Raw genomic sequence first — 25,242 nt, forward strand, 5'->3', positions numbered from 1 at the left:
TCCATCACGCGTTGCTGCGCATGCTCGCACGGTATTGTTTCGGTCGCATGGCAAATCGTTCGGAAAAGGCCTGGTAAAAACGCGATACGGAGCCGAAACCGGATTCGAAAGCGACATCGGTGATGGGCATGTCCGTTGCGATCAACAGCGACTGGGCCGTGTCGAGGCGGTGACGGATGATGGCTTGGTTGATGGTCATGCCGACGGCACGCTTGAACACGGACATGGCATAGTTGGGATGAAGCCCCGCATTGCGACCGACGTCTTCTGAAGAGATTTCGTTGAGGGCATTCTCGGCGATATAGCGGAGCATGCCCTCAACGTGCTCCATGCGTTCGCTGTCATTGGCGCCAAGGCTCGCGATGGCCGAGCCCTCCTCGCGCAGGTCACGCCAGCCATCGCGTTCGATGCGCAGTACACGTGCGCTCAATTCATTGCGCACGATCTCGATGAGCCCCTCGTCACCGGAACGCAACTCGTCACGCCAGCGCTGGAATATGTCGTGATCGTAAGAACGTAACGCGATGGCCTCGATCATGGCGCCACGAAACACCGCATCACGAAAACGCGTCAGGCTGGCGAGACCCAGAAAAAACGACATCGGTATATAAAGACAGATGAAGGACGTACCCTCCGCACGCGCGATTACCTGATGCGGGATCATGCCCCAGAACAGGCACAGCCGCCCCTTGCCGAGAGAAAGCTCACGCCCGTCGAACCAGTAGGTCATTTGGCCCTCCAGCACGAAATTCAGCTCCACCTGGCTGTGCATATGCGGCCCGGCCATGACCTGCACCAGAGAGGCTTCGCCAGCGCAAAAACGGTGATCGCCGAAGACAACCAGCGGATGTCGCGGATCGTGCTCTGGATGTACCGGTACGGATTCGTCGCGTCGAGCGTGCTGTATGGAGACCATAATCTTAGGATCCTAGAGAAAATATCCGAAATTTCGGTAGCTTATTGCGGGTTTCGGTCAGATGTTCAAGCTGAACTTGGATTTGGCTTGGGAGGGCGTGCTTATCGTTCACAGTCTCCACGGCGACGTGTCACGGTCATAGGGAGGAAAACATGACCCTTTTAAAAAGCCTCAGCGGAGTTGCCTTTTCGGCAGCGCTCTTTTCATCTGCCTTTGCAGGCGAAATCACCATCAATTCCGACCACTCTGATCCGGTGCCAAAGAAGGCAATGGAAGAGCTGATTGCCGACTTCCAGAAGGCCAATCCTGACGTAACGGTCAAGTGGAACAACTTCGACCACGAGGGCTACAAGTCCGCCATCCGCAACTTCCTGACCGCCGATGCGCCGGATGTCGTTGCCTGGTATGCCGGCAATCGCATGGAGCCTTTCGTCAAGGCTGGTCTTTTCGAAGACGTGACCGATGTGTGGACCGCAAACGGTCTCGAAGATCAGTTGAAGTCCGCCTCCCCGTCCATGACAATCGACGGCAAGAAGTGGGGCGTTCCCTACACCTACTACCAGTGGGGCATTTATTACCGCAAAGACATCTTCCAGAGCCAGAGCATCACCCCACCAAAGACCTGGGATGAGCTTCTGGCCGCTTCCAAGAAGCTGAAAGATGCTGGTATCACGCCGTTCACCATCGGCACCAAGGCATTGTGGCCAACCGCTGGCTGGTTCGATTATCTCGACCTACGCGTCAACGGCTATGATTTCCATATGCAACTGACATCGGGCAAGGTTCCCTATACGGACCCGCGCGTCAAAGCCGTGTTCGAGAAGTGGGCAGAGCTGGTCAAGCCGGGCTACTTTATCGAAAACCACGCCGCCATCGACTGGCAGGACGCCGTTCCACAGCTCGTACAGGGCAAGGCCGCCATGTATCTGATGGGCAATTTCGCGGTTGCCACCTTCAAGAATGGCGGGCTGAAGGAAGAACAGATCGGCTTCATGCCCTTCCCGGAAATTACCAAGGGTCTTCCGATTGCGGAGGAAGCACCGACCGACACGTTCCACATTCCAAAGGGCGCGAAGAACAAGGACGATGCGAAGAAATTCCTCGCCTATGTCGCGTCTCCTGAAGCGCAGACGAAAATGAACGCAACGATGGGGCAGCTGCCCGTCAACAACAAGGCGGAGAAGCCAACGGACCCGTTCCTCGAGGCAGGCTTCGACATGTTGTCCAAGGCCACCGCAATTGCACAGTTCTATGATCGCGATGCGCAGGCGGAAATGGCCAAGGCCGGTATGGAAGGCTTCCAGGAATTCATGGTCAAGCCTGACAAGATCGACGCCATTCTGGCGCGCCTCGAAAAAATCCGCGCCCGCGTCTACAAATAAGACCCGTTCCTCCCAGCGCCGGGTGCCGTCAGCGGCATCGCCCAGGTACCCGGCTGCTATTTTATATGTATATTTCCAAAAGGTGCCGCCGTGAGCAACGCCGTTTCACCATCGCCCAGTTTCTGGAAGCGCAATCAGCAAAAACTGGCGCCCTGGCTGTTTCTAGCCCCAGGCCTGCTGATGTTCGTCATCTATGTTCTTGTGCCCATCTTTGAGTCGATCTGGATCAGTTTTCACGACTGGGACGGAATGGGCACAATGAATTGGGTGGGCTTCGGCAATTATGCCGAGCTGCTTCAAGACGATACTTTCTACGTCTCTTTGAAGAACAACATCATCTGGCTGGTGCTTTATCTCCTGTCCATTCCAGCAGGACTGGCTGTCGCTCTGTTCCTGAACCAGAATGTTCGTGGCATCCGGCTCTATAAATCTCTGTTCTTCTTCCCCTTCGTCATTAGCCAGGTCGTTGTCGGGCTCATGTTCACATGGTTCTATGCGCCGGATTTCGGACTGTTCTCCAAGCTGCTGGAATGGGTGACGGGCGAGCAGATCGCGATCCTGGCGGACGAACGCTTCGTGACCTATGGCATCATCGTCGCGGGATTATGGCCGCAGACCGCCTATTGCATGATCCTCTATCTGACCGGCCTCAACAACATCAACCCGGAGCAGGTGGAAGCCGCGCGCATGGATGGCGCCAAGGGTTTCAAGCTGCTGTGGAACATCATTCTGCCGCAACTGGCACCCGCGACCTTCATCGCCATGGTCGTCACCGTCATCGGCTCGCTACGCTCCTTCGACCTCGTGTCGGTCATGACGGCTGGTGGGCCCTACGGTTCGAGTTCGGTGCTGTCCTATTTCATGTATGAACAGGCGCTTTCGGAATACGGCTTCCGAATGGGTTATGGCGCAGCCATCGCCGTTGTCCTGTTCCTCATCATGATGATCTTCATCACGCTCTTCATCGTGCGCATGCTGAGCCAGGAAAGGAATTCCTGATGTTCCCGGCACCCATTCAGAACACATCGCCTTTCATTCAGAGGGGCTACAAAATCCTGCTGCCCATCGCGCTCATTCTGTGGCTTCTGCCACTGATCGGCGTTGCCATCACCTCCGTCAGACCGGCCGGCGATTTTGCGGCGGGCAATTATTTCGGCATTCCCTCGGGCTTCGCAGGCGTCGAAAACTACACCGCCGTTTTCCGGGATTCACCCATCGGCCTCTATATTCTGAACTCGTTCAAGGTCACGATCCCCACAGTGATCGGCGCTGTTGCGCTATCCTGCCTCACCGGCTTTGCGCTGGCGGTCTACAAATTCAAGGCCAACCTGCTGCTGTTCTTCATGTTCGTTGCCGGGAACTTCATTCCGTTCCAGATCCTGATGGTTCCGGTTCGCGACATGACGCTGCGCGCCGGTCTCTACGACACGACGATGGGTCTTGTGCTGTTCCATGTCGCCTTCCAGACCGGCTTTTGTACCCTGTTCATGCGCAATTTCATCAAGGGTTTGCCCTTTGCGCTGATCGAATCTGCGCGTGTCGAAGGCGTCTCGGAGTGGAGGATTTTCCGCTACATCGTGCTGCCATTGATGCGCCCCGCCATCGCCGCCCTTTCCGTCCTCGTCTTTACCTTCGTGTGGAACGATTATTTCTGGGCGACGGTTCTGGTTCAGGGACAGCATGCCATGCCTGTCACCGCGGGCCTCTACTCACTCAACGGGCAATGGGTTGCCGCCTGGCATCTGGTGTCTGCGGGATCACTGGTCGCCGCGCTGCCGCCCGTCGCCATGTTCTTCATCATGCAAAAGCACTTCATAGCCGGACTGACATTGGGAGCGACAAAGGGATGAGCCAGATCATCACCATCGGTAAAGGCAATTTCGCGCTCAGCCTTCGGCTGCCAAAGCTCGGCATGCCGGAAATTGTGTCGTTCGGAGCGGACGCGACAGCGCGGGATGCCCTGTTCGATATCGAGCGGTCCAGCCGCATCAACGGCATGGACGTCGCTGTCCCCTCCTCCGTTTTGCTACCGACCGGCGGTATGGGCTTCTTCGGCTGGCCAGCCATCACCGGCCACCGGCATGGGCGGGACTTCACGCTGCAATTCGACTCGTGGGCGGTGGAAAGCAGCGGCACCAATACCATTCTGCATGGTCACGACACCGTTGCAAAAATCGATCTCTCCATCACGCTGACCGAGCATGACTCTGGTCTGATCGCGATGTCCACTTCGCTGACCAACCGGGGAGACGCTGGTTATCAGCTGGACCGCTGCATGGCGGCAACATTTGCCATACCGGCAGGCGAAACGGAACTGACGAGCTTCACTGGCATGTGGGGACGCGAGTTCCAGACCCGCAGCGAGACGCTTGGCAATGGCGTCTGGTCTCAGGAAAGCCGTCGCGGGCGCACGTCGCATGATCGATTTCCGGTGATCTTTGTTGAGAATGCCGGACAACGTTTCGGCGTTACCCTTGGCTGGAGCGGTAATCATCATGTTGTCATTGATCGCACCGATGATGGCCAGCGCCTGATCCATATGGGTGAGCTGTTCGAGCCGGGTGAAGTCATTCTCGGCAGCGGCGAGAGCTATCAAAGCCCGGTTGCCTATGCCGGGCCTGACACGCAAGCGTTTCACGCTTTCGTCCGCAGCGAGCTTCTTGATTGGCCGGGCGGCCAGATGTCTCCCCGCCCCGTCACGCTCAACACGTGGGAAGGCAATTATTTCGACCACAAGATGGTTTCGCTGAAGGCGCAGGCGACGGCTGCCGCCGATATCGGTATCGAACGTTTCGTCCTCGATGATGGCTGGTTCGGCAAGCGTGACGACGATACGACCAGTCTTGGCGACTGGGATATCGATGCCCGCAAATACCCGGATGGTTTGAAGCCGCTGGTCGATCACGTCACCGGGCTTGGCATGCAGTTCGGCATCTGGTTCGAGCCAGAAATGATCAACCCGGTTTCGGAGCTTTACAAGAAGCACCCGGACTGGGCGTTGCAAATCGAAGGGCGGCCTCTGCTCCAGTCTCGTACCCAGCTTGTGCTCGATCTCACACGTAAAGAGGTTTCCGACTATCTGTTTGCCAAGATCGACGCTGTCCTTGCAAACCACGCGGTCTCCTACATCAAATGGGACATGAACCGTGACCTGACCCATGCGGGCGGACGCGATGGCAAGGCGAAAACGTCTGCCCAGACCCGTGCCGTCTATGCGTTGATGGACCGCGTTCGCGCAGCCCATCCAACTGTCGAAATCGAAAGCTGCGCATCTGGTGGCGGGCGTATCGATTTCGGTGTTTTGAAACGCACCCATCGTGTCTGGACATCGGATTGCACGGATGCGCTGGAGCGACTGGAAATCCAGCGAGGTGCCTCGCAATTTGTGCCGCCCGAAATTCTGGGCAGTCACATTTCCGCATCTCCCAACCACCAGACGGGACGGCGTCACACGCTGGCATTCCGCGCACTAGTCGCTATCGCCTATCACATGGGTGTCGAGCTCAATCCGCTGGAATTGACGCAGGAAGAGCGCGACGAGTTGAAACTCTACATCGAGGCTTACAAGCGACTGAGACCCGTGCTGCATGCCCCGGGCGAAAATTTCCTGCTACCGCCTCTCGATGGCCGTTACGTGTGGGGAGCGGCAAGTGCCGACAAGATCGTCGTGATCGTCGCGCAAGGGCCGCAGATGGTGAGCGAGCAACCGGCACCGCTGAAACTGCCTGAAAGCGTCACCCGCCTTGGCGGCACATGGAAAATATCCAACGCAATGCCGGCAACGCCGGACTTTATTCGCATCTCCGAGGGCCAGACAAAGCTGCTCGCCGGGACCATCAGCTTCGAGCTTTCCAGTGCTGGCCTTGCAGGCCTGCCATTGCCGATGCTGAAACCGGAAAGCGCGCTGCTCCTCGAACTGGAACCTGTCAAGGGAGGCAAGACCAATGGCTGACGTAAGCCTGCGCAACGTCAAGAAAGAGTTTGGCGCGCTCAGCGTCATCAAGGGCGTCGATCTCGACGTGAAAGACGGAGAGTTCTGCGTCTTCGTCGGTCCTTCCGGTTGCGGCAAATCCACGCTGTTGCGGATGATTGCCGGTCTGGAGCAGATCACCTCCGGCGCGCTGTCCATCGGTGGGCAGGACATGACCAAGATCGGTCCTTCCGAGCGCGGCGTGGCCATGGTTTTCCAGTCCTATGCGCTCTATCCGCATATGACGGTGGCTGAAAACATCGGCTTTGGGCTTCGCATGACGGGCCACTCAAAGGACATGATCGCCGAGCGCACGGCTCATGCTGCCAAACTGTTGCAGCTTGAACCGCTGTTGCAGCGCAAGCCGGGTCAGCTTTCCGGTGGTCAACGCCAGCGCGTGGCGATCGGTCGCGCCATCGTTCGCAACCCGGAAGTCTTCCTGTTCGACGAACCGCTGTCCAACCTTGATGCCGCCCTGCGCGTGCAGATGCGTGGCGAGCTTTCCAAGCTGCATCAGGATTTGAAAGCCACGATGATCTACGTCACCCACGACCAGGTGGAGGCCATGACCATGGCCGACAAGATCGTGGTTCTTTCAGCGGGCAAGATCGAGCAGGTCGGTTCGCCACTGGAACTCTATCACCGTCCTGCCAACCTTTTCGTGGCGGGCTTTATCGGCTCGCCGAAAATGAATGTGTTGAAGGTACCGGCAAAAAGCGAAGGCGGAAAAATCAGTCTGACGTTGCCGGGCGGCGTGACACTCGCTGTCGACGCTCCAGATGGTGCCGCACTGAAGGACGCCTCCATCGGCATTCGTCCCGAGCATATCAGCGCGACTGGCGAAGGTGATGTCGTCCTTGAAGGCACCGTGCGGCTTGCCGAATATCTCGGCTCCGAAACACTATTCTTCGTCGAACTGGCGGATGGTTCGGAGATCTCCGTCAAGGCCGATGGTCTGGCAAGTGCCAAACCGGGCGACACGCTCAAACTCGGCATCAATGCCAAGGCCTGCCATGTGTTCAACGGCCAAGGCAAAGCCATCATCAACGGAGATCTGACGCGATAATGTTGGGCGTATGTTATTATCCCGAACACTGGGACGAAAGCCGCTGGACCGAAGACGCGCGGCGTATGCGCGAACTGGGTATTTCCTTCGTGCGCATCGGTGAATTCGCATGGTCGCGGCTTGAGCCTGCGCGGGGCGAGTTTCAATTCGAATGGCTGGACCGCGCCATGGACGTGCTCCACGCCGCAGGTCTCAAGGTCGTTCTGGGCACACCAACCGCCACGCCACCGAAATGGCTGGTGGATGAGCATCCCGATATCCTGCCCTATGGCGAAGACGGCAAGGTGCGTGGCTTCGGCTCCCGCCGACACTACACGTTTTCATCAAAGACGTGGTGGCGCGAAAGTGCGCGCATCGTTGAGATCATCGCCAGGCGCTACGGCGAGCATCCCGGCCTCGTGGGCTGGCAGACGGACAACGAATATGGCTGCCATGATACCACCGCGTCCTGGGGTCCCGAAGACCTCAAGCAGTTCAAGCAATGGCTGCGGCTGCGCTACCAATCGCCAGAGCAACTGAACGAAGCCTGGGGCTCGGTTTTCTGGTCCATGGAGCTGAAGAGTTTCGATGATGTTTCGCTACCGAACCTGACCGTTACCGAAACCAACCCGGCGACACGGCTGGATTTCTGGCGTTTCCAGTCCGATCAGGTTGCAGCCTATGACAAGATGCAGTGCGATATCATTCGCAGGCATTCGGCCGGACGTTGGGTCACCCACAATTTCATGGGTTTCGTTTCGGATTTTGACCACTTCAAGGTCGGCGACAATCTCGATCTCGCCTCGTGGGACAGCTACCCGATCGGCTTTGTCGAGAAGTTTCCTTTCACCGAAGACGAGCGCAACCGCTGGGCCGAGACTTCCCATCCTGATATTGCACCGTACCATCATGACCTTTATCGCGGGGTCGGCAAGGGCCGCTTCTGGGTGATGGAACAGCAGCCAGGCCCGGTCAACTGGGCACCGTGGAACCCGGTACCGAAGCCAGGCATGGTGCGTCTATGGACATGGGAAGCGCTGGCGCACGGGGCTGAGGTCGTCAGCTATTTCCGCTGGCGGCAAGCGCCCTTTGCGCAGGAGCAGATGCATGCGGGCCTGAACATGTCAGGTCTCGATGAGCTTTCTCCCGGTGGGCTGGAAGCACAACAGGTTGGCAAGGAACTCGGAAATTTCGGCACCCTGCCGGAAAGCGGCAAGGCACAGGTCGCTCTTGTCTTCGATTACCAGAGCTACTGGACGACGATGATCCAGCCGCAGGGCAAGGATTTCCGCTACGAGGAGCTGTGCTTCCGCTGGTACGAAAGCTTGCGCCGTCTCGGTCTGGATATCGACTTCGTACGTCCGGGCGATTCTCTGGATGGCTATCCGCTCGTCGTTGTTCCCTGTGTGACGGAAGTCGATGTCGCAACGGAAGCTGCTCTCGCCAAGGCCACGGGGCAAATCCTCATCGGAGCACGCACGGGATCACGGGACCGCAACTTCGTCATTCCGAAGAACCTCCCACCCGGACCACTGGGTAAACACACCGGCAATCGTGTCATTCAGGTTTCCACACTGCGGCCCGGCCTGTCTGACGCTGTGTCGGGAGAGGTCTGCGGCGCGGCAATCCGTTGGCGCGAAACTGTGCAGACCTCGGCCAACGTCGTCGCCCGCTTTGCAAATGGCGATCCGGCAATGACGGAAAACGGCAATACGCTTTATCTCGCCTGCTGGGCAGATGAGACATTGCTAACCAGCGTGCTGACGCTGGCTGCGAAAAAGGCTGGGCTCGAAACGATCACTTTGCCCGACCATATCCGCATCCGTCGCCGCGGCGATCTCACCTTTGCCTTCAACTATGGCACCGAGGCCTGGAAGATCCCTGAACATGGTGCTCTCGTGCTGGGAGACAGGGTGCTGGAACCGCAGGCCGTCTCTGCGTGGAAAACCAGCGTTTCATGAGATAGTAAGGCTGCGTTCGTCGAAATGAATGCAGCCTTTCAATTTCTACGCGCTCAGCCGAACGCCTGACTGGCGAGTGCCCATGTCTTCGGCTTCAAACTCTCTTCGTTCTCACTGTCCCGCATCCATTGTCCACCGAGTGACATGGTTGTAACCGTATCGAAAACCGACATGCCTGAGCTTGCAACATACTGTGCGAAAGCACCGCTTTCCTCCCGCGTATCGAGCCTCAGGAACTGGCCTTCATGTTCCACGACATGCGGATGGGTAACGGCGATGGCATCCACCGCGTTGAGTGCCACCACAGGCCCGATCAGCGCGCCGCGCCCAAAACGACGACAGAGCGAGAAGGCTTCAACACGCTGCCCTCGAACCAGCACCACGCCCTTGGAGACCGGAAGCAGTGAGTTGAACAGCGTGTTGCGGCCAGCACCGAAGGCCTTCTCATCAAGCGCAAGGATGGTGTCGACATCCCCTGATGTCATCGCCCGCAACGCGGCACCGCCGACGGGTTGCGGAGTGGCAACCGGTGTCGCTTCCCCCTGACACTGAAACACCGTCTTCTCGATCGCGAAACCCATGGACTGGTATAGCCGTTTGGCCGCACGGGTGGCGTTCAGACCGAATTGCCGCTTGCCCGCCTGCTGCATCACATGCAGCATCATCCAGCTTCCGGCACCTCTGGCCTGAAGTCGGGGTGGTGTTATGACCATGCCGATGGTGGAAAAGGTCGAACCAAAATCGAACCACATGGCCGAACCGGCAAGCCGACCGATGGAATCGACGGCGACGACGCCGTTGCCGTTTTCCAGAAGCATCTGCCAGTCCTTGGGGCGGTGCGGCCAACCCACGCCAACAGAGAGGGCGTGCAGCTTTTCAATGTCGGCATCCGCGATGTTCTCAAGCGTCAGCTCGAAGGCTTCAAGCTGTATGGTGTCGTGATAATCCACCGCGCCTACATTACTGGCTTCGTTCGCCATCAGCATTCCTGAATGTCACAAATCCGCTTTCCAGAATTACGGCATCTACGCCAAATAAATCGTTCGAATCCGGCGGGATTTCAGCAGTTTCCACTAAAGCGACAGGCTTTTCGGTGCGTTTTGGCGTCTTAACGCTCTACCTTGTCCAAAACGGCGCGAGGCAGCAATGACGGAATTCGACATATTGGAGCGGTTGGTTTCGTTCCCCTCTGTGGTTGGGCAACCCAATGCCGATATCGTCGAATGGATAGCCGACTACGCCGAAAGCTGTGGTGCGCAGGTGACGACCGCGCTGGGGCCGGAGGGTGATCGCTCCAATCTTTTCATCTCAATCGGCCCGCGCGATCGTCCCGGCGTCATTCTGTCAGGCCATATGGATGTGGTTCCGGCGGGCGAAGCGGATTGGGCGTCTGACCCGTTTTCAGTCCGGACAGATGGCGACCGGCTCTATGGACGTGGCACCAGCGACATGAAGGGCTTTCTAGCCTGCGCACTCGCAGCCTTGCCCGAATTCGCAAAAATACCCTTGAAGAGACCGGTGCATCTTGCCTTTTCCTATGACGAGGAAGCGGGCTGCAAGGGTGTGCCACACCTGATCAAGCTCATCCCCACGCTGTGCGCGCTTCCGGATATGTGCATCGTCGGAGAACCGAGCGGTCTGCGGGCTATCAGAGCCCACAAGGGCAAGGCCGCAGCACGTGTTACCGTCAAAGGACGGTCAGGCCATTCTTCCCGGCCTGATCAAGGCCTGAATGCCATCCATGCCATGAGCGAGGTGCTGGCGAGCGCCACACATGCAGCGCATGCACTGACGAGCGGACCATTCGATAGCAGTTTCGAACCACCCTACTCCTCGCTTCAGGTCGGCAAGATCAGTGGGGGACAGGCGGTCAATATCATCCCGGATCTCTGCATGGCAGAGATCGAAGCAAGGGCGATTTCCGGTGTCTCACCCGCCTCCTTGCTGGAGCCATTGCGCAAAGCGACGGAGGCGTTGCGCCGTGATGGATTCGAAACGGCATTCGAGATGTTGAGCGAGTATCCAGCCCTTTCGCTGCCAGCCGATGCTCCGCTTGCCAGCCTCATGCATGAGCTGACCGGCATAGAACCGCTGGCGGCAGTGAGTTATGGCACAGAAGCCGGGCTTTATCAGGCAGCCGGTATCGACAGCATTATCTGCGGTCCCGGCGACATCGCACGTGCGCACAAGGCAAATGAGTTCATCACCCGCGATGAACTCTCCGCCTGCCGCAGCATGCTCGTCAATCTAGGAGCGCGATTGAGCGCCTGAACCAGCAAATCGGTCAGATGTGCTGCGGGCCATCGCCGCTTCAGTGCATCCTGCCGTTCGAACTGGGCCAATTTCGGCTGACATCAGAACGAGGACTGACCCATGACATTTCTGTTCAATTCCGACGCGGCACGGGCGAAAATATTCGCTGAGCTTTTTGCGCGGGAGTTGCCGGATGTCGCCTTCTCCTCCGATCCGACCTCTGTCGATCCTAACAGTGTCCGCTATCTCATCAACTGGACTGCCCCTGCCGATCTCGCACGCTATGACAATCTGGAAATCCTGTTTTCCATCGGCGCAGGTATCGATCAATTCGATGCGTCTGCCCTACCCGCCCATGTCAAACTGGTGCGGATGGTGGAAGACGGCATCATCAGGATGATGCAGGAATACGCGACGCTGGGTGTGCTGGCGCTGCACCGCCGTCTGCCCGACTATCTGGCCCAACAAGCCCAGGCCAAGTGGCAAGCATTGCCGGTTCGGCAAGCGCATGACCGGCGCGTGGGCGTGCTCGGTCTCGGTCATCTGGGTAAGGCGGTTCTGGAGCGACTGAAACCCTTCGGATTTCCTTTGTCTGGCTGGAGCCGCAGCGCTCATGAGATCGACAGCGTGACCTGCCATCATGGTGCAGACCAGTTGGACGCCTTCTTGGCAAACGCCGACATTCTCATCTGCTTGCTGCCGCTGACGCAGGAGACGCGCGGTTTTCTGAACGCCGACCTTTTTGCAAAACTGCCATCCGGCGCGGCTCTTCTCCACGCAGGCAGAGGTCCGCAGCTCGATCAAACTGCGCTCGTCAACGCACTCGATAGCGGCCACCTCTCCGGTGCGATGCTCGACGTGACCGACCCCGAACCGTTATCCGCCGACCATCCGCTATGGCGGCATCCCGGTATCATCATCACCCCGCACATCGCCTCCGTCACCCAGCCGGAATCGGCGGCGAAAGCCGTCATCGACAATATTCGTCGCCACCAGAGCGGACTTGACCCCATCGGTCTCATCGACCGCAACCGCGGCTACTGAACACCTCAGAAAGGACTTCCCATGTCGCTTATCACCCGTATCGATACCAACCCGCAGACAACACCGAAAGAAGCGCTGCCGACGCCCGAGCGGCTGATTTCCGGCAACCCCTCCTTCAAGACATGGGCGCTGGATGATTGCCGTGATGGCACCGTCCACACCGGCATCTGGGAAGCGACACCCGGCGAAACCCATTCCATCAAAGGCACGACCTACGAGTTCTGCCACATCATTTCCGGTGTGATCGAACTGGACGAGAAGGACGGCGACACTGTTACCTACCGTGCTGGAGACAGCTTTATGATGAAGCCCGGTTTCGTCGGCGTATGGCGCACCATCGAAACGGTTCGTAAGATCTATGTGACCGTAACTGACCCCATGTAAGGAACGACGGCCATGACGCTCAGTTTCGATCCAGACACGATTTCGCTGCCGCATTACCACTTCATCGGTGGCGAGAAGGTGGCTGCCAGCGAAGGTATCGCCATGCACCGCCCGTCCGATGGCGCTGCATTTGGCGATTGCCCTGTTGCCAGTGCCGATCTTGTCGATCAGGCTGTGCAAACGGCGAAAAAGGCGTTGAAGGACAGCAACTGGGGCGGTGTGCGACCGCGCGATCGAACCAGGGCCATGCAACGCTGGGCCGATCTGATCGAGCAAGACGCGGAAAACCTGGCAAAGCTGGAGGCCGTGTCATCGACCCGCCCCGTCGGCCATCTGGTCGCGGGCGATATCGCCGTCACCGCCGAACAGATCCGTTTCTTCGCCGAGTTTGCGGACAAGGAAGGCAGTGACCTCGTTCCGACCTCCGACACCAGTCTCGGCATGATCATGACCGAGCCCTATGGTGTCGTCGGCGCCATCACACCGTGGAATTTTCCGTTGTCCATGGCTGGGTGGAAGCTGGGGCCTGCACTTGCGGCGGGTAATGCCGTGGTACTGAAACCATCCGAAATGACGCCGTTCTCAAGCCTGCGCATCGCTGAGCTTTCTATCGAGGCCGGTATACCTGCCGGTCTCATCAATATCGTGCTCGGCGATGGCATGGTGACCGGCAACGCCATCACCGGCCATCCCGATATTTCCAAGGTCAGCTTTACCGGCTCCACCGCCGCCGGTTCCGCCATCATGCAAAATGTCGCCCGAACCGGCATCAAGCCGATGACGCTTGAGCTTGGCGGGAAAAGCCCGCAAGTGGTGTTTGCGGATGCCGACATCGACCGCACGGCAAAAGCCGTCGCGCAAAGCATCATTTCCAATGCCGGGCAGGCCTGCGTGGCGGGTTCCCGCCTGATCGTCGCCAAGGAGATTGCGGAGGAACTCATCGCCGCCATCACCACCATCATGCGCCGGGTCGAGACCGGCCCGACATGGGATGAGAACACCCAGTACAGCCCGATCATTTCGCAAAAACAGATCGAGCGGATCGACGCAATCGTTCGCGCGTCCATCGGCGCAGGCGCGGAATGCCTGACTGGCGGGAAGATCATGGACCGCGAGGGCTATTTCTACGCCCCGACGTTGCTCGGCAATGTTACGCAGGATTCACCCGCTGTAACAGAGGAAATCTTCGGACCCGTGCTGACGCTGCAAACCTTCGAGGATGAAGACGAAGCGCTGGCGCTGGCAGATCACCCGACCTATGGCCTTGCGGCAGGCGTGTTCACGCGCGATCTTTCACGCGCCATTCGCGTGACCAGGGCGTTGCAAGCGGGCACGATCTGGGTCAATCGTTACGGAAGATCCCGCGACCACATTCTGCCGACCGGTGGTTATAAAAGCTCAGGCATCGGCAAGGATCTGGGACGAGATGCCTACATGGCGAACCGGAAGTCCAAAAGCGTTCTTATCGATCTTTGAAACGGATAATGCTGATGAAAAACCATTCCATTGCACTCATTCCCGGTGATGGCATCGGCACTGCGGTAACCGAAGCCGCATGGCAGGTGTTGCAGGCAGCCGCCGCAAAGCAGCGTACGTTCACGTTGACGGGCAAAACGTTGCCGTGGTCCTGCGCCTTCTACAAGGAAACCGGCGCGATGATGCCCGCCGATGGAATCAATATTCTACGCGCCTATGACGCCATTCTATTGGGTGCCGTAGGCTGGCCCGCGGAAGTGCCGGATGCTGTTTCCCTGCACGGTCTGCTGCTACCCATCCGCAAGGCCTTCGTGCAATATGCCAATATCCGCCCCCACCGTTTGCTGCCCGGCGTCGAAGGACCACTTAGGAAAGAGGGCTTCGATATTCTCTGCATTCGTGAGAACACCGAAGGCGAATATTCCGGTGCCGGTGGCCGCGTGCATGTCGGCACGCCTGACGAAGTGGCTGTGGAAACCTCGATCTTCACCCGCACAGGCGTGGAACGTATTCTGCGCTTCGGTTTCGAACAGGCACGCTCCCGTCGTAAGAAACTTGCGTCCATCACCAAGTCCAATGCCCAAAAATACTCCATGGTGTTCTGGGATGAGATGACGGCGAAGATTGCTGACGAATATCCTGACGTGGAGGTGACGAACTATCATATCGACGCCATGGCGGCGCGTATGGTCATGGCACCTGAGAGCCTGGATGTTGTCGTCGCCTCCAACCTGTTTGGCGATATTCTGACCGATCTGGGTGCGGCTATCCAAGGGGGGCTTGGCTTTGCGGCTTCGGCCAACATCAACCCGGACAGATCAGCGCCATCCATGTTCGAACCGGTTCATGGCTCGGCCCCCGATATCGCCCATCTCGGCATTGCCAATCCTATCGCGGCCATCTGGTCCGGCGCAATGATGCTCCATCATCTCGGCGAGACCCAGGCCGCAGCCGATATCATCTCGGCCATCGAAACGACAACTGGCAAGGGCATTGGAACCGTGCCGGGCAAGGACAAGACAGACGCTATTACTGCCGCCGTGCTGACAGCACTGGTTTGAAGGAGGAAATGGAATGAATTTTCTAAAAGATCAGAGCCTGTTCCAGCAGCAGGGTTTCATCGGCGGCAAGTGGCTGGATGCAGCATCTGGCAAGACAGTCGATGTCATCGATCCCGCCACGCAAAACGTGATGGGCACGGTGCCGGATATGGGCGGCGATGAAACACGCGCAGCGATCGACGCGGCAGCGAAAGCCTTTGCGCCATGGAAAGCCAAAACCAACGCCGAGCGTGCAGCACTTCTGGACAAATGGTACGCGCTGATGGTCGCTCATGAGGACGATCTCGCGCTGCTTTTGACCATGGAACAGGGCAAACCGCTTGCTGAAGGCAAGGGCGAAATCCGCTACGGCGCATCCTTCGTCAAATGGTTTTCAGAGGAAGCACGTCGCATCAACGGACACACCATTCCCTCCCCCACAGCGGACCGGCGCATCGTCGTCCTGAAGGAGCCGGTTGGCGTCTGCGGCATCATCACGCCGTGGAATTTTCCCAATGCGATGATTACCCGCAAGGTCGCACCGGCGCTGGCAGCCGGATGCACGGTCGTCATCAAGCCATCCGAGTTCACGCCCTATTCGGCGCTGGCGCTCGGCGTGCTGGCAGAGCGTGCCGGCATTCCGGCTGGCGTCATCAATATCGTCACCGGCATGCCGACCGAAATCGGCAACGAACTGCTGGCCAACGAGACCGTGCGCAAGATCTCCTTCACCGGCTCCACCCGTGTCGGTTCACTGTTGATGCGCGGTGCAGCAGACAGCATCAAGCGCCTCAGCCTAGAGCTCGGTGGCAATGCACCCTTCATCGTGTTCGATGATGCCGATATCGATCTGGCTGTCGAGGGTGCCATCGCATCCAAATTCCGCAATGGCGGACAGACCTGCGTATGCTCCAACCGCATTCTGGTTCAATCGGGCGTCTACGACACCTTCGCAGCCAAGCTATCGGCGCGGGTTTCAGCCATGAAGGTCGGCCCCGGAACGGATTCCAACATCGATATCGGCCCTATGATCAACGCCGCCGCCATCGACAAGATCAATCGTCATATCGAAGATGCCCTTGCGAAAGGTGCTGAAATCATATCGACAGCTCCGGCATTGCCCGAAGGTTCGCAGTTTACGGCACCGATCGTGCTGGGTGGAGCCACGACGGAGATGTTGCTGGCCGATGAAGAAACCTTCGGACCCGTCGCCCCGCTTTTCCGCTTCGATACGGAAGAAGAAGCGCTGAAAATTGCCAATGGTACGCCGTTCGGCCTTGCCGCTTATTTCTACACAGAGAGCTTAAAGCGCTCCTGGCGAGTGGCGGAAGCACTGGAATTCGGGATGATCGGTCTCAACACCGGTTCTGTTTCCACGGAAGTCGCACCATTCGGCGGCGTCAAACAATCCGGCCTTGGCCGTGAAGGCGCGCAATGCGGCATCGAGGAATATCTTGAAATGAAGTCATTCCACATCGGTGGATTGAACTGAAACAAAGGAGCCCGCAACGTTCGCGTTGCGGGCTTTTTGCATCACTGAAATTTGTCGAGCATTTTGTAATAAAAGCCGACGACAGGCAGGAACCATGGCTTGCCGGAATATCCGGGCACCGCGTTCCAATCCAGACCCTTCAATGGATTTCGGTCCGGCTTGCCCAGCAGCTTGTCTGCCAGAAGTGTTCCCATGTGGATCGACATCTGCGCGCCGTGGCCGGAATAACCCATGGCGAAGTTCAACCCTTCGACTTCGCCCGCACGAGGGAAACGGTCGCTCGTCATACCGACCAGACCGCCCCAGCAATAGTCGATGTCAACGCCGCGAAGCTGCGGGAAGATTTCGGCCAAGCCCTCTTTAAGAATTGCTCCGCTTTTGGCATCCGAACGCGCATCCGATGTTGCGGAAAAACGGGCGCGACCACCAAAGATCAGGCGGTTGTCCGGCGACAGGCGGAAGTAGTTGCCGATGTTCATCGAGGTCACGCAGGTGCGGTTGCCGGGCATGGCAGACGCGAGTTCCGCATCGCTCAATGGCCTCGTCGCCACGATAAAGCTGCCGACGGGGATGATACGGCGCTTGAAATAATCGAACGGGCCCGCGGTATAGGCATTGGTGGCAACGATGACGTTACGCGCCTCAACGAAACCACGGGATGTCGTCAGACGATGAACACCGCCCTGCTTGCTGCGCCCAGTCACCGGTGCTTTTTCGAAGATCGTCACGCCGTGTCGCACGCCAGCTTCCGCGATACCGTGAACGAAACGGCCCATATGCATCATGGCGCTCTTCTTCGAGAGCATCGCACCGTGGAAGTTTTCCGAACCTATCTCGGTCTTCACCTCGGCCTTGTAAAGAAGCGCCGTATCAGGGTCGATCTCGCGATGAACGACCTCGAAATTCCTCGCAATCGCATCGAAATGCGCTGGCTTGGACGCCAGTTTCAGTTTTCCGGCCCGGCGGAAACTGCAATCGATGCCCTCTTCCGCAACGATGGCTTCGATTGTATCGACAGAATCATCATAAGCGCGGTAGAGCGCGCTCGCGCGCTCCATGCCCAGATGTTCCTTGGCGGACACGAAGCTGTGGGCGATGCCGTTGTTCAGGTGCCCGCCATTGCGGCCGGAGCCACCGAAGCCGACATGTTGCGCTTCCAGCACCACCACTTTCGCGCCGCCCTTTGCCAGACTGCGGGCCGCTGAAAGACCGGTAAAACCGCCACCGATAATGGCGACATCGAACGTGCCCTCGACCGGCCCCGCTGTCGCAGAGGTGAAGACCGGAGCCGTATCGTGCCAGTAAGATTTGAACTGCATGGTCGTCATCCGCCTTTGTGAACCACTTTAAAGCCCGACAACGCCAGCAAGGCCGGAGATATCCTTGATTTCGGTATAGCCGTAATAAGGATTGGCTGGCTCATGACCTCTGTTGACCCAGACCTTGTTCTTGATGCCGAGATCATGCGCCGACATCAGATCATAACGGAAGGACGAGGAGACATGCAGAATGTCTTCCGGGTTACAGCCCAGCATGTCGAACATGTATTCGAACGCCTGGAAGCGAGGTTTGTAGGCATTGGCCTGCTGCGCGGTGTAGACCTTGTGGAAAGGCGCGCCGAGCTTTTCCACATTGTGCATGATCTGTTCATCCATGGCATTCGACAGAATGACCAGCGGAATTTCCTTGGCGACTTTTGAAAGGCCAGCAGGCACATCCGCGTGTGGACCCCAAGTCGGAACCTGCTCGTAAACGAAACGGCCATCTTCTTGCCTAAAGGTCACACCGTTCTTTCGGCAGGCGCGTTCGACCGCATTATGAACGACCTCGTTATAGGGTTTCCAGTCCCCCATAATTTCGTCCAGACGGTAGGCCGCAAAGTTCTTGATGAACTGCGCCATCTTGTCCGCATCCAGCTGGTCGCCGTAAAGCGTCTGCGCTGCTTCCGCCATCTGGAAATGGGTCAAGGTGCCGTAGCAATCGAAGGTGATGTATTTGGGCCGAAACTGGGTCATACGGTTTTGTCCTCTGGATTGGCTGTTTGGATGCATTCTTTTATGACGCCCATCATAGGTGCGGGAATCCGGTTGCAGTCACCGCAATCGCCGTCGGCAAAGCAGATTGTTGCGTATAGGTGCGAAGCTTTGGCAGAGAGTTGCGCGAAATGCCCATCCTTGTCGCCTGCATGGCCCTCACCATTCAACCCGCAGCATAAGATGCGGCGGCCAACGATAGATACAGCGCAAACCTGCCGCACCGGTGCCGAGGTCAGGACGATGTTCTTCACGCTGAGGGTTATCAAATAGAAAAGCACATATGCCACGAGGAAAGATGCCATGTTGGCAAACCAGATCGATCTCTTTGAACTGACCACAGCCCATCTGGAGGGAGCGCTATCGCTTTCGCAACAGGCGCAGTGGCCACATCGTCTAGAGGATTGGGCCATGGGTCTTTCCCTCAGCAAAGGTGTTGCCGCCGTTCACAAGGACCGGGTTCTGGGTACGGCCATGGCCACGCTTTATGGTGGTGACGTCGCGACCATCAATATGGTCATCGTGGATGAAGCCATGCGCGGCCTGGGCATCGGCAAGCGTTTGATGGATTTCGCCCTTGATGCGGCAGGGACACGCGAATGCCGACTGGTTGCCACCCAAGACGGCCTGCCGCTTTATGAAAAGCTCGGATTTAGCGAGACACATCGCATCGTCCAGCATCAAGGGCCGATATCTTCGGTAACCTCACCCGGTCATGTTGAATGGGCCAATGCTGCGGATACGGCAGAATGTGCGAAGCTCGATCACGCCGCGTGCGGCATGGATCGTCATAACCTGATCGACTATCTGGCAGTTCATGGCCGCCTCGCCGTCATTCGTCGCGATGAGCTTATTGCCGGATTTGGCGCGATACGCCGCTTCGGACGCGGTGATGTCGCCGGGCCGGTCGTGGCAGAAAATGCTGAAGATGCGAGACATCTGCTTTCCTTTCTCTTCGCAGGTCGCGAAGGCCAGTTCATGCGTGTCGACACCAGCGAAGAAAGCGGCCTCGCCCCTTGGCTGACCGAGCTTGGCCTTGCCCATGTCGGCGGCGGCATTGCCATGGTTCGCGATGGCAAGCCGCGCGAAAACACCACCATCACAACATTTGCACTGGCCAGTCAGGCCCTCGGTTGATCCTGGAGATCGTTATGCTCAGCAATTCCCTTATCGAACTCGACCGCGCACATCTGGTTCATCCGGTTGCATCCTACAGGGGCCATGAAAAACTCGGTGTCCGCGTGATGAAATCTGCCAAAGGCGCAACAGTGACGGACATGACCGGCCATCAGATGATCGACGGTTTCGCGGGTCTGTGGTGTGTGAACGCCGGTTACGGACATGAGAGCATCGTGGAAGCTGCGGCAAAGCAGATGCGCGAACTTCCCTATGCAACCGGTTATTTCAGCCTCGGTTCGGAACCAGCGATCCGTCTGGCATCGGAACTGGCAGACCGCGCGCCGGGTGATCTCAACCATATCTACTTCACGCTGGGCGGATCCGATGCGGTGGATAGCACCATCCGCTTCATCCGCTATTATTACCACTCTCTGGGCACGCCGCAGAAGGACCAGTTCATTTCGCTCGAGCAGGGATACCACGGTTCCAGCACGGTTGGCGCCGGGTTGACGGCCCTGCCGATCTTCCACGCCGGCTTCGGATTGCCGTTTGACTGGCAGCACAAAATTCCGTCGCACTATGCCTATCGTAACCCTGTCGGCACTGATCCAAAGGCAATTATCGATGGTTCCGTTGCAGCCTTGCGTGCAAAGATCGAGGAGATCGGTGCGGAGCGGGTTGCGGCCTTCTACGTGGAGCCGATCCAGGGTTCGGGCGGCGTTCTGGTGCCACCGGATGGTTGGCTGAAGGCGATGCATGAGGTTTGCAAGGAATATGACGTGCTGCTGGTGGCGGACGAAGTCATCACCGGCTTTGGCCGCACCGGACCTCTGTTTGCGTGTTCGGAAGAAGACGTGGTGCCGGATTTCATGACCACGGCAAAGGGCCTGACCTCCGGCTACGTACCGATGGGTGCGGTCTTCATGTCCGACAGGGTCTATAATACGATTGCCGATGGTGCAGGTGCCGCCGCTATCGGCCATGGCTATACCTATTCCGCACACCCGGTCAGCGCCGCCGTGGGGCTGGAAGTGCTCAGACTCTACGAAAACGGACTGCTCAAAAACGGTGTCAAGGCCGGCGCGCGCCTGATGGCCGGACTGCACAGCCTGGCTGACCACCCGCTGGTTGGTGATGTCCGCGGTCGCGGCATGCTGGCGGCCATCGAACTGGTCACCGACAAGCAGAAGAAGACACCTTTGCCCGCCGCCGCCGATCCATCGCGCCGCATTTTCGACCGCGCCTGGGACAACGGTCTCGTTATCCGCGCCTTCGGCAACGGCGTTCTCGGCTACGCGCCGCCACTGTGCTGCACCGAAAGCGAGATCGACGCCATTATCGAGCGTACGCGGATGACGCTCGACCAGACGCTGGAAGACCCGGACGTTCGGTCAGCCATGGTTTGAGGGGCTGCGCTGGAAATACCGCTTTGATGGCATATTCGGAATATTGTGCCGCAGGGGTCTGGTCTTTCAGCGAATCTCGCGATCAATTGTTGCGATGATGGACGCAACGAAGGCCAAATACGGCAGAAAAGCCGGAAAAGACGCGATCACGGGTAAAAACGCACAGCATAGAATTCTGCCAAGGCCACCAAGATCATCCGCGATCCGCTTTTAAAACAGGAGCATGACATTGCCGAAGAGTTTAGCAGACTTCAAATATCTGAGCTTCGACGTGGTGGGAACGCTGATCGATTTTGAAAGCGGCCTGACGGATTGCCTGAAGCAGATCGCCGACGAAAACGGTGTAACCTTCGATGCCGAGGCAGCGCTGACATTGTACCGCAAAGCCCGCTATCTGCCGGATGTCGGCCTGTTTCCAGATGACCTCGTTCGTGTCTATCTGGTGATTGCGCCAGACCTCGGCCTGCCTGCCGACCGTGCTCTTGGCGAACGTCTCCGCGATTCCGCAAAAAGCTGGAAGGCGTTTCCCGATAGTGCGAAGGCATTGGCGCAGCTTGCGACACGATACCGGCTGATTGCCATGACAAATGCGCAGCGCTGGGCATTCGAATGTTTCGCGCAAGAGCTCGGAAACCCGTTTTACCAGGGCTTCACCGCTGACGACACCGGTACCGAAAAGCCCGACCCCGCGTTTTTCGACTACGTCTTCGAATTCGTTCAGTCCGAAGGCAACACCAAGGACGACATTCTGCATGTTGCACAAAGCCAGTACCATGACATCGGGATTTCCAGAAAGCTTGGCATGACGAACTGCTGGATCGAACGACGCCATGCGCAAAAAGGCTATGGCGGAACCATCGAGCCTGAAAATTTCACCCAACCCGATTTCCATTTCACCTCCATGGCCGCACTTGCCGGCGCTGTGGAGGAGAAACACGACGCCTGACGCTGCCCTCCAAGGGTAAAAGCGGCATCCATAAGCCGTTCGACCCGTGACTTTAACAATAAAGGGGAATGAACATGACCGATAACACACTGATCAACTGGACCTCCACCGACGATGCGATGGTTGAAAACGCCATTCGCCGGGGTGCGAGCCGCCGCGACCTTCTCAAGATGCTGATGGCAGGCGGTGTTGCCATGACCGCAGGCTCGGCCATTCTGGGACGTGCCGGTCAGGCGCTTGCCGCAGCTCCGGTTTCCGGCGGTTCCTTGAAGGCAGCCGGCTGGTCCTCCTCCACCGCCGATACGCTGGATCCCGCCAAGGCATCGCTTTCCACGGATTATGTTCGTTGCAGCGCCTTCTATAACCGCCTGTCCAACATCGATCAGGCGGGCATGACGACGATGGAACTGGCTGAAAGCATCGACAGCAAGGATGCCAAGGTCTGGACCGTCAAACTGCGCAAGGGCGTAACGTTCCACAATGGAAAATCGCTGACATCGGCTGACGTCGTCTATTCTCTCAAGCGCCATCTCGACCCTGCGGTCGGCTCAAAGGTCAATTCCATCGCCAAGCAGATGACCGGCTTCAAGGCCGTTGACGAGCTGACGGTGGAAATTACCCTTGAAAATGCCAATGCCGACCTTCCGACCATCCTCGCCTTGCATCATTTCATGATCATTGCCGATGGCACCACGGACTTCGCCAAGGCCAACGGCACCGGTGCTTTCGTCTGCGAAGTGTTCGAGCCCGGCGTTCGCTCCGTCGCCATCAAGAACAAGAACTACTGGAAGTCCGAGGGTCCGTATCTCGACTCCTTCGAGTTCTTCGCCATTTCCGATGATACGGCTCGCGTCAACGCACTTCTGGCAGGCGATATCCAGCTGGCCGCATCGGTCAACCCACGGGCCATCCGCCTGATGGAAGGCCAGCCAAACGTCGTCATCTCCAAGACGACCTCCGGCAACTACACCAACCTCAACATGCGTCTCGACATGGCACCCGGCAACAAGGCCGATTTCGTGCAGGGCATGAAATACCTGGTCAATCGCGAGCAGATCCAGAAGTCCGTGCTGCGCGGTCTGGCAGAAATCGGTAACGACCAGCCGGTTTCGCCAGCCAACATGTATTACAACAAGGATTTGAAGCCGAAAGCCTTCGATCCGGACAAGGCGAAGTTCCATTTCGAAAAAGCCGGTCTTATCGGCCAGTCGATCCCGGTCGTCGCTTCCGAAGCCGCCGCGTCCTCGATCGACATGGCCATGGTGGTTCAGGCCGCAGGCGCACAGGTTGGCATGAAGTTCGATGTCCAGCGCGTACCGTCGGATGGTTACTGGTCAAACTACTGGCTGAAAGCACCCATGCATTTCGGCAATATCAACCCGCGCCCGACACCGGACATTCTCTTCTCGCTGCTTTATGCGTCCAACGCACCTTGGAACGAAAGCCAGTACAAGTCCGAGAAATTCGACAAGATGCTGGTGGAAGCCCGCGGCTTGCTCGACATCGAAAAGCGCAAGACGATCTATAACGAGATGCAGGTCATGATCGCCGAAGAGGCTGGCACGATTATCCCGGTCTATATCTCCAACGTCGATGGTATCTCTTCAAAGCTGAAAGGCCTTCTGCCCAGCCCGCTTGGCGGCATGATGGGTTACGGCTTTGCCGAACACGTCTGGCTCGAAGCCTGATTTCGGACCTTTGCCCGCCGCATCAGGTGGCGGGCAACAGTCCGCTTGCTTCCTCCCCCGCATTGCTATTCGCGGCCTTTGGCCGGACAATGCCATCATCGGGAGCCGCGATCGTTTTTCGAAAGAGAGGCTGCATGAACAAACATGTCCTTGCACTTGTTGTAAACCGGCTGTTTATCACGATCATCACCCTTTTGATCGTCTCCTTTACCGTGTTTTTCGCGACCGAAATGTTGCCCGGCGACGTGGCGCAGATCCTGCTTGGCCAATCAGCGACGCCTGAGGCCGTGGCCGGTCTTCGCACGGCCATGCATCTGGACGATCCGGCCATTTTGCGGTTTCTGCGATGGCTGGGCGGTCTTGCCATGGGCGATCTGGGCAAGTCTTACGCCAACAACATGGCCATTGCCGATCTGATTGGCGGCCGTCTGGTCAATACGATGAAGCTCGCCGCCGTCACGGCGCTGTTTTCCATTCCCATCGCTCTGACGCTTGGTATCACCGCCGCCATCATGCGAGGCACCGTCTACGACCGCATCGTCACTACGGTCACCATCGCGGTGATCTCCGTGCCGGAATTCATGGTCGCAACCTCTGCCGTCCTGATTTTCGCGGTCTATCTGAAGTGGCTGCCGGCGCTCGCCTTCGCCAACGAGGTCCACTCGTTCGGTGAGTTGCTGCGGGTCTTCGCCATGCCCGTCATCACGCTCAGCTTCGTGATTTCCGCCCAGATGATCCGCATGACGCGTGCCGCCGTGATCGAGACGCTCGACACACCCTATGTGGAAATGGCGCTGTTGAAAGGCGCATCACGGTCACGCATGGTGCTACGGCACGCTCTGCCCAATGCCCTTGGCCCCATCGTCAACGCGGTGGCGCTTTCGGTGTCCTATTTGCTGGGCGGCGTCATCATCGTCGAGACCATCTTCAACTATCCCGGCATCGCCAAGTTGATGGTGGATGCCGTCGCCACCCGCGACCTGCCCCTCATCCAGACATGTGCGATGATCTTCTGCCTCGGTTATCTCGTCCTGATCACCATCGCCGACATCATCGCCATCGTCGCCAATCCGAGGCTTCGCTGACC

General features: G+C 58.0%; 22 protein-coding genes. 17 read left to right on the forward strand and 5 right to left on the reverse strand.

Features of this window, described 5'->3' with window-relative positions:
• Window positions 1–4 precede the first annotated feature (4 nt).
• Window positions 5–916 carry a helix-turn-helix domain-containing protein gene (locus RMR21_RS15035; RefSeq protein ID WP_498670280.1) on the reverse strand — a complete coding sequence of 304 codons (912 nt, stop codon included), beginning with the start codon at window positions 914–916 and terminating at the stop codon, window positions 5–7.
• 152 nt (window positions 917–1,068) lie between these two features.
• On the opposite strand from RMR21_RS15035, the gene RMR21_RS15040 reads away from it, so the two are divergent.
• The 6 genes from RMR21_RS15040 to RMR21_RS15065 all read left to right on the forward strand — a co-directional run bounded on the left by RMR21_RS15040 (window position 1,069) and on the right by RMR21_RS15065 (window position 9,274).
• Window positions 1,069–2,298: an ABC transporter substrate-binding protein gene (locus tag RMR21_RS15040; protein WP_498670281.1), complete on the forward strand. Its 1,230-nt coding sequence runs from the start codon at window positions 1,069–1,071 to the stop codon at window positions 2,296–2,298.
• A gap of 90 nt (window positions 2,299–2,388) precedes the next feature.
• Window positions 2,389–3,297 carry a carbohydrate ABC transporter permease gene (locus RMR21_RS15045; protein WP_498670282.1) on the forward strand — a complete coding sequence of 303 codons (909 nt, stop codon included), beginning with the start codon at window positions 2,389–2,391 and terminating at the stop codon, window positions 3,295–3,297.
• Window positions 3,297–4,148: a carbohydrate ABC transporter permease gene (locus tag RMR21_RS15050; RefSeq protein ID WP_174155513.1), complete on the forward strand. Its 852-nt coding sequence runs from the start codon at window positions 3,297–3,299 to the stop codon at window positions 4,146–4,148. Before RMR21_RS15045 ends, RMR21_RS15050 begins: the two co-directional genes overlap by 1 nt.
• Window positions 4,145–6,250, forward strand: coding sequence for an alpha-galactosidase (locus tag RMR21_RS15055; protein ID WP_498670283.1), 2,106 nt, complete (start codon window positions 4,145–4,147; stop codon window positions 6,248–6,250). Before RMR21_RS15050 ends, RMR21_RS15055 begins: the two co-directional genes overlap by 4 nt.
• Entirely contained in the window at window positions 6,243–7,334 is a 1,092-nt protein-coding gene (locus RMR21_RS15060) for an ABC transporter ATP-binding protein (RefSeq protein ID WP_498670285.1), read from the forward strand. Before RMR21_RS15055 ends, RMR21_RS15060 begins: the two co-directional genes overlap by 8 nt.
• A complete protein-coding gene (locus RMR21_RS15065) occupies window positions 7,334–9,274 on the forward strand; it encodes a beta-galactosidase (RefSeq protein WP_498670286.1) in 1,941 nt (646 codons plus the stop codon). The genes RMR21_RS15060 and RMR21_RS15065 overlap by 1 nt, the downstream gene beginning before the upstream one ends.
• Window positions 9,275–9,327: 53 nt before the next feature.
• Here the strand turns inward: RMR21_RS15065 and RMR21_RS15070 are convergent, their stop codons facing one another.
• Window positions 9,328–10,254 (reverse strand): GNAT family N-acetyltransferase, encoded by a 927-nt coding sequence (locus RMR21_RS15070; protein WP_498670287.1) that lies wholly within the window; start codon window positions 10,252–10,254, stop codon window positions 9,328–9,330.
• 166 nt (window positions 10,255–10,420) lie between these two features.
• Here RMR21_RS15070 and argE point away from each other — a divergent pair, with 166 nt between their 5' ends.
• The 6 genes from argE to RMR21_RS15100 all read left to right on the forward strand — a co-directional run bounded on the left by argE (window position 10,421) and on the right by RMR21_RS15100 (window position 16,963).
• Window positions 10,421–11,545 carry an acetylornithine deacetylase gene (gene argE / locus RMR21_RS15075; RefSeq protein WP_498670288.1) on the forward strand — a complete coding sequence of 375 codons (1,125 nt, stop codon included), beginning with the start codon at window positions 10,421–10,423 and terminating at the stop codon, window positions 11,543–11,545.
• Window positions 11,546–11,647: 102 nt separating this feature from the next.
• Window positions 11,648–12,571: a 2-hydroxyacid dehydrogenase gene (locus tag RMR21_RS15080; protein ID WP_498670289.1), complete on the forward strand. Its 924-nt coding sequence runs from the start codon at window positions 11,648–11,650 to the stop codon at window positions 12,569–12,571.
• Between the two features lie 21 nt (window positions 12,572–12,592).
• On the forward strand, window positions 12,593–12,955 hold the full coding sequence (locus RMR21_RS15085; RefSeq protein WP_498670290.1) for a cupin domain-containing protein: 363 nt from the start codon (window positions 12,593–12,595) through the stop codon (window positions 12,953–12,955).
• 12 nt (window positions 12,956–12,967) lie between these two features.
• Window positions 12,968–14,431, forward strand: a complete 1,464-nt coding sequence (locus RMR21_RS15090; protein WP_498670291.1) for an aldehyde dehydrogenase family protein — start codon at window positions 12,968–12,970, stop codon at window positions 14,429–14,431.
• Window positions 14,432–14,445: 14 nt separating this feature from the next.
• Window positions 14,446–15,492, forward strand: coding sequence for a tartrate dehydrogenase (locus tag RMR21_RS15095; protein ID WP_498670292.1), 1,047 nt, complete (start codon window positions 14,446–14,448; stop codon window positions 15,490–15,492).
• A 13-nt stretch (window positions 15,493–15,505) separates the two neighbouring features.
• Window positions 15,506–16,963, forward strand: a complete 1,458-nt coding sequence (locus RMR21_RS15100) for an NAD-dependent succinate-semialdehyde dehydrogenase (protein WP_498670293.1) — start codon at window positions 15,506–15,508, stop codon at window positions 16,961–16,963.
• 41 nt (window positions 16,964–17,004) lie between these two features.
• Here RMR21_RS15100 and RMR21_RS15105 read toward each other — a convergent pair whose 3' ends face one another.
• Genes RMR21_RS15105 through RMR21_RS15115 form a run of 3 tightly spaced genes read right to left on the reverse strand, consistent with a single transcriptional unit; the run spans window position 17,005 to window position 19,301 of the window.
• Window positions 17,005–18,282, reverse strand: a complete 1,278-nt coding sequence (locus RMR21_RS15105) for an NAD(P)/FAD-dependent oxidoreductase (RefSeq protein ID WP_498670294.1) — start codon at window positions 18,280–18,282, stop codon at window positions 17,005–17,007.
• 27 nt (window positions 18,283–18,309) lie between these two features.
• On the reverse strand, window positions 18,310–18,978 hold the full coding sequence (locus RMR21_RS15110; protein ID WP_498670295.1) for a haloacid dehalogenase type II: 669 nt from the start codon (window positions 18,976–18,978) through the stop codon (window positions 18,310–18,312).
• Window positions 18,975–19,301, reverse strand: a complete 327-nt coding sequence (locus tag RMR21_RS15115; RefSeq protein ID WP_498670296.1) for a hypothetical protein — start codon at window positions 19,299–19,301, stop codon at window positions 18,975–18,977. The genes RMR21_RS15110 and RMR21_RS15115 overlap by 4 nt, the downstream gene beginning before the upstream one ends.
• On the opposite strand from RMR21_RS15115, the gene RMR21_RS15120 reads away from it, so the two are divergent.
• From RMR21_RS15120 to RMR21_RS15140, 5 genes are all read left to right on the forward strand, one after another.
• Window positions 19,300–20,133, forward strand: coding sequence for a GNAT family N-acetyltransferase (locus RMR21_RS15120; RefSeq protein WP_498670297.1), 834 nt, complete (start codon window positions 19,300–19,302; stop codon window positions 20,131–20,133). The genes RMR21_RS15115 and RMR21_RS15120 overlap by 2 nt on opposite strands.
• 14 nt (window positions 20,134–20,147) lie before the next feature.
• Window positions 20,148–21,521, forward strand: coding sequence for an aspartate aminotransferase family protein (locus RMR21_RS15125; protein ID WP_498670298.1), 1,374 nt, complete (start codon window positions 20,148–20,150; stop codon window positions 21,519–21,521).
• A 229-nt stretch (window positions 21,522–21,750) separates the two neighbouring features.
• The gene (locus RMR21_RS15130) at window positions 21,751–22,467 is read left to right on the forward strand and encodes an HAD-IA family hydrolase (protein ID WP_498670299.1); all 717 of its coding nucleotides are present in this window, start codon (window positions 21,751–21,753) and stop codon (window positions 22,465–22,467) included.
• A gap of 74 nt (window positions 22,468–22,541) precedes the next feature.
• Window positions 22,542–24,155, forward strand: coding sequence for an ABC transporter substrate-binding protein (locus RMR21_RS15135; protein WP_498670300.1), 1,614 nt, complete (start codon window positions 22,542–22,544; stop codon window positions 24,153–24,155).
• A gap of 134 nt (window positions 24,156–24,289) precedes the next feature.
• A complete protein-coding gene (locus tag RMR21_RS15140; RefSeq protein WP_498670301.1) occupies window positions 24,290–25,240 on the forward strand; it encodes an ABC transporter permease in 951 nt (316 codons plus the stop codon).
• Window positions 25,241–25,242: the final 2 nt, after the last annotated feature.

Origin of the sequence: Agrobacterium sp. rho-8.1, assembly GCF_033957725.1 — a bacterium.
GTDB lineage: Bacteria > Pseudomonadota > Alphaproteobacteria > Rhizobiales > Rhizobiaceae > Agrobacterium.